Origin of the sequence: Polaromonas sp. (assembly GCF_031411155.1) — a bacterium.
In the GTDB taxonomy this organism is placed as follows: Bacteria; Pseudomonadota; Gammaproteobacteria; order Burkholderiales; family Burkholderiaceae_C; genus Polaromonas.
The window spans coordinates 1-17,415 of the sequence record NZ_JANOAL010000048.1 but is presented as its reverse complement, the minus strand read 5'-3'; the positions used below and the strand labels follow the sequence as shown (position 1 = coordinate 17,415).

Here is a 17,415-nt window from a genome sequence, read left to right as displayed (position 1 = left end):
TAAATGTTGATTGATTTTATTGGGATTTAATTGGAATCTGACCCCAATTAAAGTACTTGGCATTCTTGTTGCAGTGCACTATGCTCACATTCCTGCGAAAAAACCTGAATCCACCGACGAGGAACTGCCATGACCACGGCTGCTGAAATCCAACACTTTGAACAACACGGTTTGTACTCGGGCGCCAATGAGCACGATGCCTGCGGCGTCGGCTTTGTGGCCCACATCAAGGGCCATAAAAGCCATGCGATCGTCCAGCAGGGCCTGAAGATCCTGGAAAACCTGGATCACCGGGGTGCGGTGGGGGCCGACAAGCTGATGGGTGACGGCGCCGGCATCCTGATCCAGCTGCCCGACGCGCTCTACCGCGAGGAAATGGCCAGGCAGGGCGTGCAACTGCCGCCGCCCGGCGAATACGGCGTGGGCATGGTGTTTTTGCCCAAGGAGCATGCCTCGCGCCTGGCCTGCGAGCAGGCGCTGGAGCGTGCCGTCAAGGCCGAGGGCCAGGTGCTGCTGGGCTGGCGCGACGTGCCGGTCAACCGTGACATGCCGATGTCGCCCACGGTGCGCGAAAAGGAACCCATACTGCGCCAGATTTTTATCGGCCGTGGCAACGATGTCATCGTGCAGGATGCGCTGGAGCGCAAGCTGTATGTGATCCGCAAAACCGCCAGCGCCGCCATCCAGAACCTGCAGCTGACGCACAGCAAAGAGTATTACGTGCCCAGCATGTCCAGCCGCACGGTGGTTTACAAGGGCCTGCTGCTGGCCGATCAGGTGGGTACTTACTACCTTGATCTCACTGACACCCGCTGTGTTTCTGCACTCGGTCTGGTGCACCAGCGCTTTTCGACCAACACCTTCCCCGAGTGGCCGCTGGCCCACCCCTACCGCTATGTGGCGCACAACGGCGAGATCAACACCGTCAAGGGCAACTACAACTGGATGAAGGCGCGCGAAGGCGTGATGTCCTCGCCGGTGCTGGGTGCCGACCTGCAAAAGCTCTACCCGATCAGCTTTGCCAGCCAGTCCGACACCGCCACCTTTGACAACTGCCTGGAACTGCTGACCATGGCCGGCTACCCCATCAGCCAGGCGGTGATGATGATGATCCCCGAGCCGTGGGAGCAGCACACCACCATGGACGAACGCCGCAAGGCCTTTTACGAGTACCACGCCGCCATGCTGGAGCCCTGGGACGGTCCGGCCTCCATCGTCTTCACCGACGGCCGGCAGATTGGCGCGACGCTGGACCGCAACGGTCTGCGCCCCTCGCGCTACTGCGTGACCGACGACGACCTGGTCATCATGGCGTCCGAGTCGGGCGTGCTGCCCATCCCTGAGCACAAGATCGTGCGCAAATGGCGTTTGCAGCCCGGCAAAATGTTCCTGATTGACCTGGAGCAGGGCCGCATGGTCGATGACGAGGAAATCAAGGCCACGCTGGCCCACAGCAAGCCCTACAAGCAGTGGATTGAAAACCTGCGCATCAAGCTCGACGATGTGGCTGACAAACCGACCGCCGCTGCCGCGCCGGCCAGCCGCCAGCATGACCTTGCGCTGCTGGACCTTCAGCAGGCCTTTGGCTACACGCAGGAGGACATCAAGTTTTTGATGTCGCCCATGGCCACCAATGGCGAAGAGGCTACCGGTTCCATGGGCAACGACAGCCCGCTGGCCGTGCTGTCCAACAAGAACAAGCCGCTTTACAACTACTTCAAGCAGTTGTTTGCGCAGGTGACGAATCCGCCGATAGACCCGATCCGCGAAGCCATCGTGATGTCGCTGGTGTCCTTCATCGGCCCCAAGCCGAATCTGCTCGACATCAACCAGGTCAACCCGCCAATGCGGCTCGAGGTCAGCCAGCCGGTGCTCAATGTGGCCGACATGCACAAGCTGCGCAACATCGAGGCGCACACCCAGGGCAAGTTCAAGAGCTACACGCTGGACATCACCTACCCGCTGGCCTGGGGCCATGAGGGCGTGGAGGCCAAGCTGGCTTCGCTCTGCGCCGAAGCGGTCGATGCGATCAAGGACGGCAAGAACATTTTGATCATCAGCGACCGCGGCGTCAGCGCCACCCAGGTTGCCATCCCGGCGCTGCTGGCGCTGTCGGCGATTCACCAGCATTTGGTGAAGGAAGGCTTGCGCACCACGGCCGGCCTGGTGGTCGAGACCGGTTCGGCGCGCGAGGTGCACCACTTTGCGGTGCTGGCCGGCTACGGCGCCGAGGCGGTTCACCCCTACCTGGCGATGGAAACCCTGGCCGAGCTGTTCACCGGCCTGCCGGGCGACCTGAGCCTGGAAAAAGCGGTTTACAACTACACCAAGGCCATCGGCAAGGGCCTGTCCAAGATCATGTCCAAGATGGGCGTGTCGACCTACATGAGCTACTGCGGCGCGCAACTGTTCGAGGCGATTGGATTGAGCCGCGACACGGTTGCCAAATTCTTCACCGGCACCGCCAGCCAGGTCGAAGGCATGGGCGTGTTCGAGATTGCCGAGGAAGCGCTGCGCATGCACCGCGCCGCCTTCAGCAACGACCCGGTACTGGCCAACACGCTGGACGCCGGCGGCGAATACGCCTGGCGCGTGCGCGGCGAAGACCACATGTGGACGCCCGACGCGATTGCCAAGCTGCAGCATTCCACGCGCTCCAACAACTGGAACACCTACAAGGAATACGCCCAGCTCATCAACGACCAGAACCGCCGCCACATGACCTTGCGCGGCCTGTTCGAGTTCAAGATCGACCCGAGTAAGGCGATTCCGATTGACGAGGTCGAGCCGGCCAAGGAAATCGTCAAGCGCTTTGCCACCGGCGCCATGTCGCTGGGCTCCATCAGCACCGAAGCGCACGCCACGCTGGCCGTGGCCATGAACCGCATCGGCGGCAAGAGCAACACCGGCGAGGGTGGTGAAGATCCGGCGCGCTACCGGCAGGAGCTCAAGGGCATCACGATCAAGCAGGGCGAGACGCTGAAAAGCGTGATCGGCCCGAAACAGGTCGAGGTCGACTTGCCGTTGCAGGCGGGCGATTCACTGCGCTCGAAAATCAAGCAGGTGGCGTCGGGCCGTTTTGGCGTCACCGCCGAATACCTGGTGTCGGCCGACCAGATCCAGATCAAGATGGCGCAGGGCGCCAAACCGGGCGAGGGCGGCCAGCTGCCCGGCGGCAAGGTCAGCGAATACATTGGCGCGCTGCGCTACTCGGTGCCCGGCGTCGGTTTGATCTCGCCGCCGCCGCACCACGACATTTATTCGATCGAAGACCTGGCGCAGCTGATTCACGATCTGAAAAACGTCAACCCGCGCGCCAGCATCAGCGTCAAGCTGGTCAGCGAAGTCGGTGTCGGCACGATTGCCGCCGGCGTGGCCAAGGCCAAGTCCGATCACGTGGTGATTGCCGGCCATGACGGTGGCACCGGGGCCTCGCCCTGGTCGTCGATCAAGCATGCCGGCTCGCCGTGGGAAATCGGCCTGGCCGAGACCCAGCAGACGCTGGTGCTGAATCGGCTCAGGGGCCGGATTCGCGTGCAGGCCGACGGCCAGATGAAAACCGGCCGCGACGTGGTGATAGGCGCGCTGCTGGGCGCCGATGAATTCGGCTTTGCCACGGCACCGCTGGTGGTCGAGGGCTGCATCATGATGCGCAAATGCCACCTCAACACCTGCCCGGTCGGGGTGGCGACGCAAGACCCGCTGCTGCGCCAGAAGTTCAGCGGCAAGCCCGAGCATGTGGTCAACTATTTCTTCTTTGTCGCCGAGGAAGCGCGCCAGCTGATGGCGCAACTCGGCCTGCGCACCTTTGACGAGCTGATTGGCCGCGCCGACCTGCTCGACACCCAAAAAGGCGTCGAACACTGGAAGGCCAGCGGCCTCGATTTCAGCCGCCTGTTTTACCAGCCCAATGTACCGGCCGATGTGCCGCGCATGCACATGAACCAGCAGGAGCATGGGCTTGAAAAAGCACTCGATGTGCGGCTGATTGAAAAATCCAGGGCCGCGCTGGAAAAAGGCGAGAAGGTCCAGTTCATCGAGGTCGCGCGCAATGTCAACCGTACCGTAGGCGCCATGCTGTCGGGCGAACTGACGCGCCTGCGGCCCGAGGGCCTTCCCGACGACACGCTGCGCATCCAGCTCGAAGGCACCGGCGGCCAGTCCTTTGGCGCCTTTCTGGCTAAGGGCATCACGCTGTACCTGATTGGCGACGCCAATGACTACACTGGCAAGGGCCTCAGTGGCGGCCGCATCGTGGTGCGTCCCAGCATCGATTTTCGCGGTGAGTCGCACAAAAACACCATCGTCGGCAATACCGTGCTGTATGGCGCGACCACCGGCGAAGCCTTCTTCAGCGGCGTGGCCGGTGAGCGTTTTGCGGTGCGACTGTCGGGCGCCACGGCGGTCGTCGAAGGCACCGGCGACCATGGCTGCGAGTACATGACCGGCGGCACGGTGGCGGTGCTGGGCAAGACCGGCCGCAACTTTGCCGCCGGCATGAGCGGCGGCGTGGCCTATGTCTATGACGAAGACGGGCAGTTTGCCAGCCGTTGCAACACCGCCATGGTGTCCATGGACAAGGTGATCAGCACGGCCGATCAGCACAGCCATGACAAGTCGGACTGGCATGCCGGCGAAAGCGACGAGGAAATCCTCAAACGCCTGCTGCAGGAGCACAACCGCTGGACCGGCAGCAAGCGCGCACGCGAACTGCTCGATCACTGGAGCGAAGCTCGGCTGAAGTTTGTCAAGGTGTTCCCGAATGAGTACAAGCGGGCGCTGATCGAGCGCAAGGAGCGCCGGCTGGAAGCGGCCACCGAAACCACGCGTTCGCAGGTCGCCACCAACCTGGAAGCGGTGGGGGCCAAATAAGGCCACCCCCGCCTGAATCGCTTCACGCTCATTAATTGCTATTGTTTTAATAGCTGCATGTGCCCGTTATTCATGGGCTGGCGGCATAAAATGCTTAAAAAATTGCACAGGACACGTCATGGGAAAAATCACCGGCTTCATGGACTACGAGCGTATCGAAGAGGGCTACAAGCCCATTCCCGAGCGCCTGAAGAACTACAAGGAGTTTGTCATCGGGCTGGACGACGCGCAGGCCAACCGGCAGGCGGCGCGCTGCATGGACTGCGGCACGCCGTTTTGCAACAGCGGCTGCCCGGTCAACAACATCATTCCCGACTTCAACGACATGGTGTTTCGCGCCGACTGGAAAAACGCGATTGACACGCTGCACAGCACCAACAACTTCCCCGAATTCACCGGCCGCATCTGCCCGGCGCCGTGCGAGGCGGCCTGCGTGCTGAACGTCAACGACGACGCGGTCGGCATCAAGTCGATCGAGCACGCCATCATTGACCGCGCCTGGGCCGAGGGCTGGGTCACGCCGCAGCCGCCCAAACACAAAACCGGCAAAAAGGTCGCCGTGGTCGGCTCCGGTCCGGCCGGCATGGCGGCGGCCCAGCAGCTGGCGCGCGCCGGCCATGACGTGACGCTGTTCGAGAAGAACGACCGCGTCGGCGGCCTGCTGCGCTACGGCATTCCCGACTTCAAGATGGAAAAAATCCATATCGACCGCCGGGTGGAACAAATGAAAGCCGAAGGCGTCATTTTTCGCTGCGGCGTGCTGGTCGGCAAGCTGCCCAAGGACTCCAAGGTCACCAACTGGGCCAAGGAGACGATTTCCGCCGAACAACTGCAAAAAGACTTTGATGCCGTCATCCTGACCGGCGGCGCCGAGCAGTCGCGTGATCTGCCGGTGCCCGGCCGCGAGCTGGACGGCGTGCATTTTGCGATGGAGTTTTTGCCGCAGCAGAACAAGGTCAACGCCGGCGACAAGGTCAAGGGCCAGCTGTCTGCCTCCGGCAAGCATGTCATCGTGATCGGCGGCGGCGACACCGGCTCGGACTGCGTCGGCACCAGCAACCGCCATGGCGCGGCCAGCGTGACCCAGTTTGAGCTGATGCCCCAGCCGCCGGAAGAAGAAAACCGTCCCATGACCTGGCCCTACTGGCCGATCAAGCTGCGCACCAGTTCCAGCCATGAAGAGGGCTGCGAGCGCGAGTTCGCCATTTCGACCAAGGAACTGATCGGTGAAAAAGGCAAGGTCACCGGCCTGAAAACCGTTCGCGTCGAATGGGTGGGCGGCAAGATGGTCGAGGTGCCGGGTTCCGAGCAGCTGCTCAAGGCCGACCTGGTGCTGCTGGCCATGGGTTTTGTCTCGCCGGTCGCCTCGGTGCTCGAAGCCTTCGGCGTCGAGCTGGACAACCGCGGCAACGCCAGGGCGCACACCGACTTCAACGGCGGCTACGCCACCAGCGTGCCCAAGGTGTTTGCGGCCGGCGACATCCGGCGCGGCCAGAGCCTGGTGGTCTGGGCGATTCGCGAGGGCCGCCAGGCCGCGCGTGCGGTGGACGAGTTCCTCATGGGGTTCAGCGATTTGCCACGCTGAAAGATACGCCTCGGTTGCTATTAAATTAATAGCTGTCTCCGCGCGTTATCCGTGGGCCGGAGGCACTTTTGACTGCAATTGAGGTGTTTTGGGCGTGGCTGGTGCGCGTGGGCCCGGGCGGCCGGCCGTGCCAAAGCCCTTATCATCAGGGCATTCCCTTACTCCTGCCGACATGCGCGTTGGCCTCTCAAGTCGTCCATGGCCACCACTGCTGCTTCTTCGCTGGTTGAATTCAAGGATGTCACGTTTTCCTACCCCGGTTCCGCCGGGGATCGCGTCATCCTGAACCGGGTCACGCTGTCGGTGCCCAGGGGCAAGGTCACCGCACTCATGGGCGCTTCGGGCGGCGGCAAGACCACGGTGCTGCGCCTGATCGGCGGGCAGCAACAAGCCAACAGCGGCCAGGTGCTGTTTGACGGCAAGAACGTCGCCACGCTGACCCAGCCCGAGCTGTACGCGGCGCGGCGCCGTATGGGCATGCTGTTCCAGTTTGGCGCGCTGTTCACCGACCTGAGCGTGTTTGACAACGTGGCTTTTCCGCTGCGCGAGCATACGGCGCTGAGCCCGGCGCTGGTTCGCGACATCGTGCTGATGAAGCTCAATGCCGTCGGCCTGCGCGGCGCGCGCGACCTGATGCCCAGCGAAATCTCGGGCGGCATGGCCAGGCGCGTGGCGCTGGCCCGCGCCATCGTGCTCGACCCCGAACTCATCATGTACGACGAGCCCTTTGCCGGGCTGGACCCGATTTCGCTGGGCACCGCGGCGCAACTGATTCGCCAGCTCAACGACACCCTGGGTATCACCAGCATCGTGGTGTCGCACGATCTGCAAGAAACCTTTCAGATCGCCGACCAGGTCATCATCCTGGCCAACGGTGGCATTGCGGCCCAGGGCACGCCCGACGAGGTGCGCCATTCCACCGACCCGCTGGTGCACCAGTTTGTCAACGCGCTGGCCGAAGGCCCGGTCAAATTCCATTACCCCGGCCCCGAGGTGGCGGCCGATTTTGGCAAGCAGGCGGCCAATGGGCGCGGAGGCCGCGCATGAGCGGCCCGAACCGTTTCAGCCCGGCGCGCCAGCTCTCCAGCCTCGGTTTTGCGCTGCGGCGCGAACTGGCCGAAGTCGGCTATGCCGCGCGGCTGATGGCACGGCTGCTGGCGCTGACCGGCCCGGCGCTGGCCCGCTTTGGCCTGGTGCGCGACCAGATTTTCTTTCTCGGCAACTATTCGCTGGCCATCATCACGGTGTCGGGCCTGTTTGTCGGCTTTGTGCTCGGGCTGCAGGGCTACTACACCCTGCAGCGCTACGGTTCCTCGTCAGCGCTGGGCCTGCTGGTGGCCCTGAGCCTGGTGCGCGAACTCGGGCCGGTGGTGACCGCCCTGCTGTTTGCCGGCCGCGCCGGCACCGCCCTGACCGCCGAAATCGGCCTGATGAAGGCCGGCGAACAGCTGTCGGCCATGGAAATGATGGCGGTGGACCCGGTCAGGCGCATACTGGCGCCGCGCTTCTGGGGCGGCGTGATCGCCATGCCGCTGCTGGCCGCCGTGTTCAGCGCGGTCGGCATCCTGGGCGGCTGGGTCGTCGGCGTGGTGATGATCGGGGTCGATTCCGGTTCCTTCTGGAGCCAGATGCAGTCGGGCGTCGATGTCTGGCGCGATGTCGGCAACGGCGTCATCAAAAGCTTTGTGTTTGGGGTCACGGTGACCTTTGTCGCCCTGCACCAGGGCTTTGAGGCGCAGGCCACGCCCGAAGGCGTGTCGCGCGCCACCACCCGCACCGTGGTGGTGGCTTCGCTGGCGGTGCTCGGGCTGGACTTTTTGTTGACGGCCTGGATGTTCAGCCTCTAGGGGCGCCAGCTTACCGCTTCACCCCAGCCATGCGAAAATGACTTCCCTGGGCCGCTGGCCGGCCTGAAGGCCACTGAAAGAAAAACGATGCAACGCTCAAAAAATGATCTGTGGGTGGGTTTGTTTGTGCTGATTGGGGGCGCGGCCATTTTGTTTCTGGCGCTCAAGTCGGCCAATTTGCTGACCCTGAATTTCGACACTTCCTACCCGATCACCGCCAAGTTCGACAATATTGGCGGGCTCAAGCCGCGCGCGGCGGTCAAGAGCGCGGGCGTGGTGGTCGGCCGGGTCGAAAGCATCACCTTTGACGACAAGGCCTACCAGGCCAGCGTCAATCTGGCCATGCAAAGCCGCTACGCCTTCCCCAAGGACAGCTCGCTCAAAATCCTGACCAGCGGCCTGCTGGGAGAGCAGTACATCGGCGTGGAGGCCGGTGGCGACGAGAAAAACCTCGCCGCGGGGGACGTGGTCAAGCAGACCCAGTCGGCCGTGGTACTTGAAAATCTGATCAGCCAGTTTTTATTCAGCAAAGCGGCGGACAGCAGTTCCAAATCAGAATCTGCACCGCCATCAGGAACCCCAGAAAAAAAATGACGACACGAATCACCATGAAATCTTCGCTATTGCTGACCGCCGCCGGGCTGGTGCTGGTGCTGCTGCAGGGCTGCGCCACCGGGCCCAATGCCAATCCGGCCGACCCGCTGGAGCCGTTTAACCGGGTCATGTTCAATTTCAATGACGGCGTGGACCGGGCCGTCCTCAAGCCGGTGGCCACCGCCTACCGCACCGTCACGCCGTCACCGGTGCGCACCGGCGTGACCAACTTCTTCGGCAATATTTCCGATGTCTGGTCGCTCGTCAACAATGTGCTGCAACTCAAGCCCAAGGAGTCGGTGGAGACCCTGATGCGGGTCAGCATGAACACCTGGCTCGGTTTGGGCGGCCTGATTGATATTGCCAGCGAAATGCGGCTGGAAAAGCACAAGGAAGATTTTGGCCAGACCCTGGGTTACTGGGGCGTCAAGACCGGCCCCTACGTGGTGCTGCCCCTGCTGGGCCCGTCCACGGTGCGCGACTCGGTGGGCTCGCTGGTGGACTCGTACGGCGATCTGGTCACGCAGATTGACAAAACATCCGTGCGCAATTCCCTGGTCATCCTGCGCGTGGTCGACAAGCGGGCCCGATTTCTGAACGCCGGTGACGTGCTGGAGGATGCCGCGCTCGACAAATACACCTTCACGCGTGACATTTACCTGCAGCGCCGCAGCAGCCTGGTGGGTGTTGAACCCCCGGCCAGGGAAGAGCGCTACGACCTGCCCGAGGTCACGCCAGGCGCGCCGGCCGAGCCGCCCGCACCGCCCCAGTCAGAGCCCTCACCCGTGCCGCCGGCAGCGCCTGCCAACTAAGGCGCGCTTGCAAACATTATTTACACGCCGGTCATAAAACTTCATGACGGGCCTGAACCTAAACCTGAAAATAGTGGTCGAATGCTGCTGATGCCTGCACCTTGGCGTGCATTGGCGTGTTTCACCCTTGAAAGACAACCATGAACCGTAGAACCTTTGGCCGCCTGTTGACTGCTTCGCTCAGCCTGTCCCTGCTCCTGTCCGCTCCCTTGGCGCAGGCCGCTGACGAGGCGCCGGATGCGCTGATCAAGCGCGTCTCCAGCGATGTCCTGGACAACATCAAGGCCGACAAGACAGCGCTGGTTGGCGATATGGGCAAGATCATCGCGCTGGTGGACAGCAAGGTCATGCCCAACGTGAACTTCACGCGCATGACCGCCTCGGCCGTGGGGCGCAACTGGCGCCAGGCCACGCCCGAGCAGAAAAAACGCCTGCAGGAAGAATTCAAAACCCTGCTGATTCGCACCTATTCCGGCGCGCTGTCGCAGGTCAGGGACCAGAGCATCAGCGTCAAGCCGCTGCGCGCCGCGCCCGCGGACACCGAAGTCGTGGTCCACACCGAAGTGCTGGGCCGCGGCGACCCGGTCCAGCTCGATTACCGCATGGAAAAAACGCCGTCCGGCTGGAAAATCTATGACCTCAATGTGCTGGGTGTCTGGCTGGTCGAAACCTACCGCACCCAGTTTGCCCAGGAAATCAACGCCAAAGGCGTGGACGGCCTGATCGCCTCGCTGGAGCAGCGCAACAAGTCCAACGCCAGCGAAAAGAAATCCTGAGTCACCCGGCCGCAAACCCTGCCATGCTGACACTTCCTGCCGTTCTGACCCACGCCGTGGCGGCCGAATTTGCGCTCGGCCTGACGCAGGCGGTGCGCGCGCAGCCGGCAGAGGTCGTGGCCGATGCCCGCGCGCTGCAGGCGTTTGACTCGTCCGCACTGGCGGTGTTGCTGGCCTGCCGCCGCGAGGCGTTGGCCGCCGGCAAGACGTTTTCGGTGCAGGGGCTGCCCGCTCGCCTGCGCCAGCTGGCCGGCCTGTACGGCGTGGCCGAGCTGATTCCGGCCGCGGCCTGAGCGGGTTGCCCGTTTATCTGGCAGGGCGTCTTGAGGGCACCCGCCGTACAAGGCCGCGCCAGCCCTTAAAATAGCCGGTTCATGCCCGCCATTTCATTCCAGTCCGTCTCCAAAACCTATTCATCCGCACGAAATCACACCGGCCCGGTGGTCCGGGCGCTGGATGACGTGAGCTTTGACATCCAGCCCGGTGAGTTTTTTGGCCTGCTCGGCCCCAATGGCGCCGGCAAAACCACCCTCATCAGCATTCTGGCTGGCTTGGCGCGCGCCAGCAGCGGCCGCGTCACCGTGCATGGCAGCGATGTGCTGACCGATTACGCCCATGCCAGGCGCAAACTCGGTGTCGTGCCGCAGGAACTGGTGTTTGACCCGTTTTTCACCGTGCGCGAGGCGCTGCGCATCCAGTCGGGCTATTTCGGCATCAAACACAACGACGCCTGGATCGACGAACTGCTGGACAGCCTTGGGCTGGCCGACAAGGCCAACGCCAACATGCGCCAGCTCTCGGGCGGCATGAAGCGCCGGGTGCTGGTGGCACAGGCGCTGGTGCACAAACCCCGCGTCATCGTGCTCGACGAACCCACCGCGGGGGTTGATGTGGAGCTGCGCCAGACCCTGTGGCAGTTCATCGCCAGGCTCAACAAGCAGGGCAGCACCGTGCTGCTGACCACCCATTATCTGGAAGAAGCCGAAGCCCTGTGCAGCCGCATCGCCATGCTCAAGCAGGGGCGGGTGGTGGCATTGGCGCAAACCTCGGAGCTGCTCAAGGCGGCTTCATCGAATGTGCTGCGCTTCAAAATTGATAGCGAACTACCCAGACAACTGGCGGATCAGGCCCGGATTACGGGTCGCATCGTGCAGTTTCCGGCAAACAACGCGCGTGAAATCGAGCAATACCTGGCCGCCATTCGCGAGGCGGGCCTGGTGGCCGAAGACGTGGAAATCCGCAAGGCCGACCTGGAAGACGTGTTTCTGGACGTGATGGCGGAAAAAGCCGTGGAAGAGCCTCTGGAATTGAGCCTGGTGGGAGTCGCGAGATGACGGGTTGGCAAACGCTTTTTTACAAGGAAGTCCTCCGCTTCTGGAAAGTCGGTTTTCAGACCGTCGGCGCCCCGGTGCTCACGGCCGTGATGTACATGCTGATTTTTGGCCATGTCATGCAAGGCAGGGAGCTGGTCTACGGCCAGGTCAGTTACACCGCTTTTCTGGTGCCCGGTCTGGTGATGATGAGCGTGCTGCAAAACGCTTTTGCCAACAGCTCGTCGTCACTGATCCAGAGCAAGATCATGGGCAGCCTGGTGTTTGTGCTGCTCACGCCGCTATCGCACTGGCACTGGTTTTTCGCCTACGTCGGCTCCTCGGTGGCGCGCGGCCTGCTGGTTGGCGCGGGCGTATTTGCGGTCACGGTGTTTTTCGGCCAGCCTGGTTTCGTGGCGCCGCTGTGGATTGTGATTTTTGCGATTCTGGGCGCCGCCATGCTGGGCGCGCTGGGGGTGATTGCCGGCCTGTGGTCCGAAAAATTCGACCAGATGGCGGCCTTTCAGAACTTCGTCATCATGCCCATGACGTTTTTGAGCGGCGTGTTTTACTCGATTCACTCGCTGCCGCCGTTCTGGCAAAAAGTCAGCCACCTGAACCCGTTTTTTTACATGATTGACGGCTTTCGCTACGGATTTTTTGGCGTCAGCGATGTCTCGCCCTGGCTCAGCCTGGGTCTGGTGCTGACGGCCACGCTGTTGGTCAGCGCAGTCGCCGTCAATATGCTGCGCACCGGCTACAAAATCCGCCATTGAACCGCATTGAAAAAAACACCATGACCCGCGAAGAACTCCACTCCATCATTGCGCAAGGCCTGGCCTGCGAACATCTTGAGCTGACGGGAGACGGCCGGCACTGGTATGCCACCATTGTCTCCAGCGCCTTCGAGGGACAGCGTTTGATCCAGCGCCACCAGCGGGTCTACGCCACGCTGGGCGGCCGCCTGCAGACCGACGAGGTGCATGCGCTGTCGATGAAAACCTTCACGCCCGCCGAATGGGCAAGCAACCAGGCCGAATAAAAACCATGGACAAGTTACTCATTAAGGGCGGCCGGTCGCTGGCCGGCAGCGTCGACATTTCAGGCGCCAAAAATGCCGCGTTGCCCGAACTCTGCGCGGCGCTGCTGACGGCCGATAGCGTGACGCTGGAAAACGTGCCGCGCCTGCAGGACGTGGCCACCATGCTTACGCTGATCCGCAACATGGGCGTGAGCGCCGAGCGCAGCGCGCCCGGCACCGTGACCCTCAACGCCGGCGCCCTGAGTTCGCCCGAAGCGCCTTACGAGCTGGTGAAAACCATGCGCGCCTCGGTGCTGGCGCTGGGGCCACTGCTGGCGCGTTTTGGCGAGGCCACGGTGTCTTTGCCCGGCGGCTGCGCCATTGGCTCGCGGCCGGTGGACCAGCACATCAAGGGCCTGCAGGCCATGGGCGCCGAGATCGTGGTCGAGCATGGCTACATGATTGCCAAACTGCCGGCCGGACGCACCCGCCTGAAGGGCTGCAGCATCACCACCGACATGGTGACCGTGACCGGCACCGAAAACTTCCTGATGGCCGCCAGCCTGGCCGAAGGCGAAACCATTCTCGAAAACGCCGCGCAGGAGCCCGAGATCGGCGACCTGGCCGAAATGCTGATCAAGATGGGCGCCCGGATTGAAGGCCACGGCACGCGCCGCATCCGCATCCAGGGCGTCGAACGCCTGCACGGCTGCACGCACCAGGTGGTGGCCGACCGGATAGAGACCGGCACCTTTTTGTGCGCCGTGGCCGCGGCGGGCGGCGATGTGGTGCTCAGGCATGGCCGCGCCGATCACCTGGAAGTGGTGATTGACAAGCTGCGCGAGGCCGGCGCCGTCATCACGGCGGGCGACGGTTTCATCCGCGTGCAGGCCCAGGGCCGCATGAGGGCCCAGTCCTTCCGCACCACCGAGTACCCCGGTTTTCCCACCGACATGCAGGCCCAGTTCATGGCGCTCAACGCGATTGCGCAGGGCACCAGCACCGTGACCGAAACGATTTTTGAAAACCGCTTCATGCACGTCAATGAAATGGTGCGCCTGGGCGCCAGGATTCAGATTGAGGGCAAGGTCGCCATCATGGAAGGCGTTGAAAAGCTCTCGGGCGCCACCGTCATGGCCACTGATTTGCGCGCCTCCGCCAGCCTGGTGATTGCCGGACTTGTCGCCGAGGGTGAAACACTGGTGGACCGCATTTACCACCTGGACCGCGGCTACGACCAGATGGAAGCCAAGCTGCGCGGTATAGGCGCCGACATTGAGCGAGTCAAAGCATGATTACGCTGGCTCTCTCCAAAGGCCGAATTTTCGACGACATCCTGCCACTGCTCAAAACGGCCGGCATAGCGGTGCTGGACGACCCCGAAAAATCACGCAAGCTGATTCTGAGTACCAACCAGAGCGACCTGCGCGTGGTGCTGGTGCGCGCCACCGATGTGCCGACCTATGTGCAATACGGCGGCGCCGACATCGGCGTGGTCGGCAAGGACACGCTGCTCGAATCGGGAAACCAGGGCCTGTACCAGCCGCTGGATCTGCAAATCGCGAAATGCCGCATCAGCGTGGCGGTGCGCGAAGGTTTTGACTATGCGGAGGCCGTGAAGCAGGGCTCACGCCTGAAAGTGGCGACCAAGTATGTGGCGATTGCCCGCGACTTTTTTGCCTCCAAGGGCGTGCATGTGGACCTGATCAAGCTCTACGGCAGCATGGAACTGGCGCCGCTGACCGGCCTGGCCGACGCGATTGTGGACCTGGTGTCCACCGGCAACACGCTCAAGGCCAACCACCTGGTCGAAGTCGAGCGCATCATGGACATCAGTTCGCACCTGGTGGTGAACCAGACCGCGCTCAAGCTCAAGCAGGCGCCGATCCGCCAACTGATCGACGCGTTTGCCCTGGCCGTGGCCCGATAACCTATTTCTTTTACGTGCTATGAATTTAATAGCTGCTCCCGCGCGTCTTTCAACGGCTGAGGCCACTTTTGATGCCGACTTCAAGGCGCGCCTGCACTGGTCGGCCGATACCGACGCGGCGATCGAGCAGCGCGTGGCCGACATCCTGGCCGACGTGCAACAGCGCGGCGACGCGGCGGTGCTCGAGTACACGGCGCGCTTTGACGGCTTGAGCGCCGCCTCCATGGGCGCGCTCGAACTCACTCAGGCTGAATTGAAGGCCGCGTTCGAGGCGATTCCCGCCGCCCAACGCGATGCGCTTGAGGCCGCAGCCCGCCGGGTGCGCAGCTACCACGAGGCGCAGAAAAAGGCCAACGGCGAAAGCTGGAGCTACCGCGACGAGGACGGCACCCTGCTGGGCCAGAAGGTCACGCCGCTGGACCGCGTCGGCATTTACGTGCCGGGCGGCAAGGCCGCCTACCCCTCGTCGGTGTTGATGAACGCGATTCCCGCCCATGTGGCCGGTGTCGGCGAAATCATCATGGTCGTGCCGACGCCCAAGGGCGAAAAGAATTCGCTGGTGCTGGCCGCCGCCTACGTCGCCGGCGTCAGCCGCGCCTTCACGATTGGCGGCGCGCAGGCGGTGGCGGCGCTGGCTTACGGCACGGCGACGATTCCCGCCGTCGACAAGATCACCGGCCCCGGCAACGCCTATGTGGCCGCCGCCAAGCGCCGCGTCTTTGGCACGGTGGGCATAGACATGATTGCCGGGCCGTCCGAGATTCTGGTGCTGGCCGATGGCAGCACGCCGGCCGACTGGGTCGCCATGGATTTGTTCAGCCAGGCCGAGCATGACGAGCTGGCGCAAAGCATTTTGCTGTGCCCGGATGCGGCTTATATCGACCAGGTGCAGGACGCCCTTAACCGTTTGCTACCGCAGATGCCGCGCGCCGAAATCATCGCCAAGTCGCTCAATGGCCGCGGTGCGCTGATCCACACCCGCAGCATGGAAGAGGCCTGCGCCATCAGCAACCGCATCGCGCCCGAGCACCTGGAAGTCTCCAGCCAGGAGCCGCAGCGCTGGGAGCCGCTGCTGAAACACGCCGGCGCGATTTTTCTGGGCGCCTACACCAGCGAATCGCTGGGCGACTACTGCGCCGGCCCGAACCATGTGTTGCCGACCAGCGGCACCGCGCGCTTCAGCTCCCCGCTGGGCGTCTACGATTTTCAAAAACGCTCCAGCCTGATCGAGGTCAGCGAGGCCGGCGCCCAGGTGCTGGGCAAGATAGCGGCCGAGCTGGCCTACGGCGAAGGCCTGCAGGCCCACGCCCGCGCCGCCGAGATGCGTTTGCACACCGTTCCCGACATGAGAGGCAAACCATGACCGCGCTGGACCCGAAACTCCAAAAACTGATTCGCAATGACGTGCAGTCCATGCATGCCTACGCGATTCAGGACTCGGCCGGCATGGTCAAGCTGGACGCGATGGAGAACCCGCACCGGCTGCCGGCCGAGCTGCAGGCCAAACTCGGCGCGCGGCTGGGCGCGCTGGCGCTGAACCGCTACCCCGATGGCCGCGTCAACGACCTGCGCCGCGCGCTGGCGGCCCACGCGCTGATGCCCGAGGGCTTTGACATCATGCTGGGCAATGGCTCGGACGAGCTGATTTCGCTGCTGGCCCTGGCCTGTGATGTGCCGGGCGGCTCTGTGCTGGCCCCGGTGCCGGGCTTCGTGATGTACGCCATGAGCGCGCAGCTGCAGGGCCTGAAATTCATCGGCGTGCCGCTGACGGCCGACTTTGAACTCGACGAGGCCGCGATGCTGGCGGCCATTGCCGAGCACCAACCATCGATCACCTACCTGGCTTACCCGAACAACCCGACCGCCAATCTGTGGGACGACGCGGTGATCGAGAAAATCATTGCTGCCCTGGGCCAGCAGGGTGGCCTGGTGGTGATGGACGAGGCCTACCAGCCGTTTTCCAGCAAAAGCTATATCGACCGCATCACCCGGCACGGCCATGTGCTGTTGATGCGCACCCTGAGCAAATTCGGCCTGGCCGGCGTGCGCATCGGCTACCTGATGGGCCCCAAGGCCCTGATTGCCGAGATCGACAAGGTGCGCCCGCCCTACAACATCAGCGTGCTGAATTACGAGTGCGCCCTGTTCGCGCTCGGCTACCAGGAGATGTTTGCGGCGCAGGCCCAGGACATACGGGCGCAGCGTGCTATTGTTTTTGCAGCGCTGCAGGCGCTGCCCGGTGTTAAAGCCTGGAAAAGCGACGCCAACATGATGCTGGTCCGGGTCCCGGATGCAGCCAAAACCTTCGAGGGCATGAAGGCGCGCAAGGTGCTGGTCAAAAACGTTTCTAAAATGCACCCATTGCTGGCCAATTGTTTGCGCCTGACGGTAGGTACCGCCGACGAAAACGCGCAACTGCTGGCGGCGCTTGAAGCCTCCCTATGACTACCCCCACCACCGCTCCCCCAATGGCCCCCCTGGCACCGAGAACCGCCGAGGTTTCGCGCAACACCGCCGAGACCCAGATCACCGTCAGGCTCAACCTGGACGGTACCGGCCAGGCCAAGCTGTCCACCGGCATTGGTTTTTTTGACCACATGCTGGACCAGATCGCCCGCCACGGCCTGATCGACCTGGACATTCATGCCGTCGGCGACCTGCACATCGA

The 17,415-nt window shown here is 63.1% G+C and carries 15 protein-coding genes and 1 pseudogene; all 16 read left to right on the top strand.

Going from position 1 to position 17,415, the window contains the following annotated elements:
- The first annotated feature begins 129 nt into the window (after positions 1-129).
- Complete coding sequence (locus RMO23_RS02470; RefSeq protein ID WP_309678514.1) at positions 130-4,872, top strand: glutamate synthase-related protein; 4,743 nt, start codon at positions 130-132, stop codon at positions 4,870-4,872.
- A 118-nt stretch (positions 4,873-4,990) separates the two neighbouring features.
- The gene (locus RMO23_RS02465) at positions 4,991-6,457 is read left to right on the top strand and encodes a glutamate synthase subunit beta (RefSeq protein ID WP_309678513.1); all 1,467 of its coding nucleotides are present in this window, start codon (positions 4,991-4,993) and stop codon (positions 6,455-6,457) included.
- A gap of 198 nt (positions 6,458-6,655) precedes the next feature.
- Positions 6,656-7,504 (top strand): ABC transporter ATP-binding protein, encoded by an 849-nt coding sequence (locus tag RMO23_RS02460; protein ID WP_309678512.1) that lies wholly within the window; start codon positions 6,656-6,658, stop codon positions 7,502-7,504.
- A complete protein-coding gene (gene mlaE / locus RMO23_RS02455; protein ID WP_309678511.1) occupies positions 7,501-8,304 on the top strand; it encodes a lipid asymmetry maintenance ABC transporter permease subunit MlaE in 804 nt (267 codons plus the stop codon). The genes RMO23_RS02460 and mlaE overlap by 4 nt, the downstream gene beginning before the upstream one ends.
- A gap of 87 nt (positions 8,305-8,391) precedes the next feature.
- Entirely contained in the window at positions 8,392-8,898 is a 507-nt protein-coding gene (mlaD, locus tag RMO23_RS02450; RefSeq protein WP_309678510.1) for an outer membrane lipid asymmetry maintenance protein MlaD, read from the top strand.
- 14 nt (positions 8,899-8,912) lie between these two features.
- Positions 8,913-9,710 carry a VacJ family lipoprotein gene (locus RMO23_RS02445; protein ID WP_309678509.1) on the top strand — a complete coding sequence of 266 codons (798 nt, stop codon included), beginning with the start codon at positions 8,913-8,915 and terminating at the stop codon, positions 9,708-9,710.
- 140 nt (positions 9,711-9,850) lie between these two features.
- Positions 9,851-10,486 (top strand): ABC transporter substrate-binding protein, encoded by a 636-nt coding sequence (locus tag RMO23_RS02440; RefSeq protein WP_309678508.1) that lies wholly within the window; start codon positions 9,851-9,853, stop codon positions 10,484-10,486.
- 23 nt (positions 10,487-10,509) lie between these two features.
- Positions 10,510-10,779 (top strand): STAS domain-containing protein, encoded by a 270-nt coding sequence (locus RMO23_RS02435; RefSeq protein ID WP_309678507.1) that lies wholly within the window; start codon positions 10,510-10,512, stop codon positions 10,777-10,779.
- Between the two features lie 81 nt (positions 10,780-10,860).
- Positions 10,861-11,820: an ABC transporter ATP-binding protein gene (locus tag RMO23_RS02430; RefSeq protein ID WP_309678506.1), complete on the top strand. Its 960-nt coding sequence runs from the start codon at positions 10,861-10,863 to the stop codon at positions 11,818-11,820.
- The gene (locus RMO23_RS02425; protein ID WP_309678505.1) at positions 11,817-12,572 is read left to right on the top strand and encodes an ABC transporter permease; all 756 of its coding nucleotides are present in this window, start codon (positions 11,817-11,819) and stop codon (positions 12,570-12,572) included. Before RMO23_RS02430 ends, RMO23_RS02425 begins: the two co-directional genes overlap by 4 nt.
- A 20-nt stretch (positions 12,573-12,592) precedes the next feature.
- A complete protein-coding gene (locus tag RMO23_RS02420) occupies positions 12,593-12,838 on the top strand; it encodes a BolA family protein (protein WP_309678504.1) in 246 nt (81 codons plus the stop codon).
- Between the two features lie 5 nt (positions 12,839-12,843).
- On the top strand, positions 12,844-14,112 hold the full coding sequence (murA, locus tag RMO23_RS02415) for a UDP-N-acetylglucosamine 1-carboxyvinyltransferase (protein WP_309678503.1): 1,269 nt from the start codon (positions 12,844-12,846) through the stop codon (positions 14,110-14,112).
- Positions 14,109-14,747, top strand: a complete 639-nt coding sequence (hisG, locus tag RMO23_RS02410) for an ATP phosphoribosyltransferase (RefSeq protein ID WP_309678502.1) — start codon at positions 14,109-14,111, stop codon at positions 14,745-14,747. Before murA ends, hisG begins: the two co-directional genes overlap by 4 nt.
- 19 nt (positions 14,748-14,766) lie before the next feature.
- On the top strand, positions 14,767-16,110 hold the full coding sequence (gene hisD / locus RMO23_RS02405; RefSeq protein WP_309678501.1) for a histidinol dehydrogenase: 1,344 nt from the start codon (positions 14,767-14,769) through the stop codon (positions 16,108-16,110).
- Positions 16,107-17,192 carry a histidinol-phosphate transaminase gene (gene hisC / locus RMO23_RS02400; protein WP_309678500.1) on the top strand — a complete coding sequence of 362 codons (1,086 nt, stop codon included), beginning with the start codon at positions 16,107-16,109 and terminating at the stop codon, positions 17,190-17,192. The genes hisD and hisC overlap by 4 nt, the downstream gene beginning before the upstream one ends.
- Positions 17,189-17,415: pseudogene (locus RMO23_RS02395) on the top strand (imidazoleglycerol-phosphate dehydratase); the annotation flags it as partial. The gene hisC and the pseudogene RMO23_RS02395, both read left to right, overlap by 4 nt.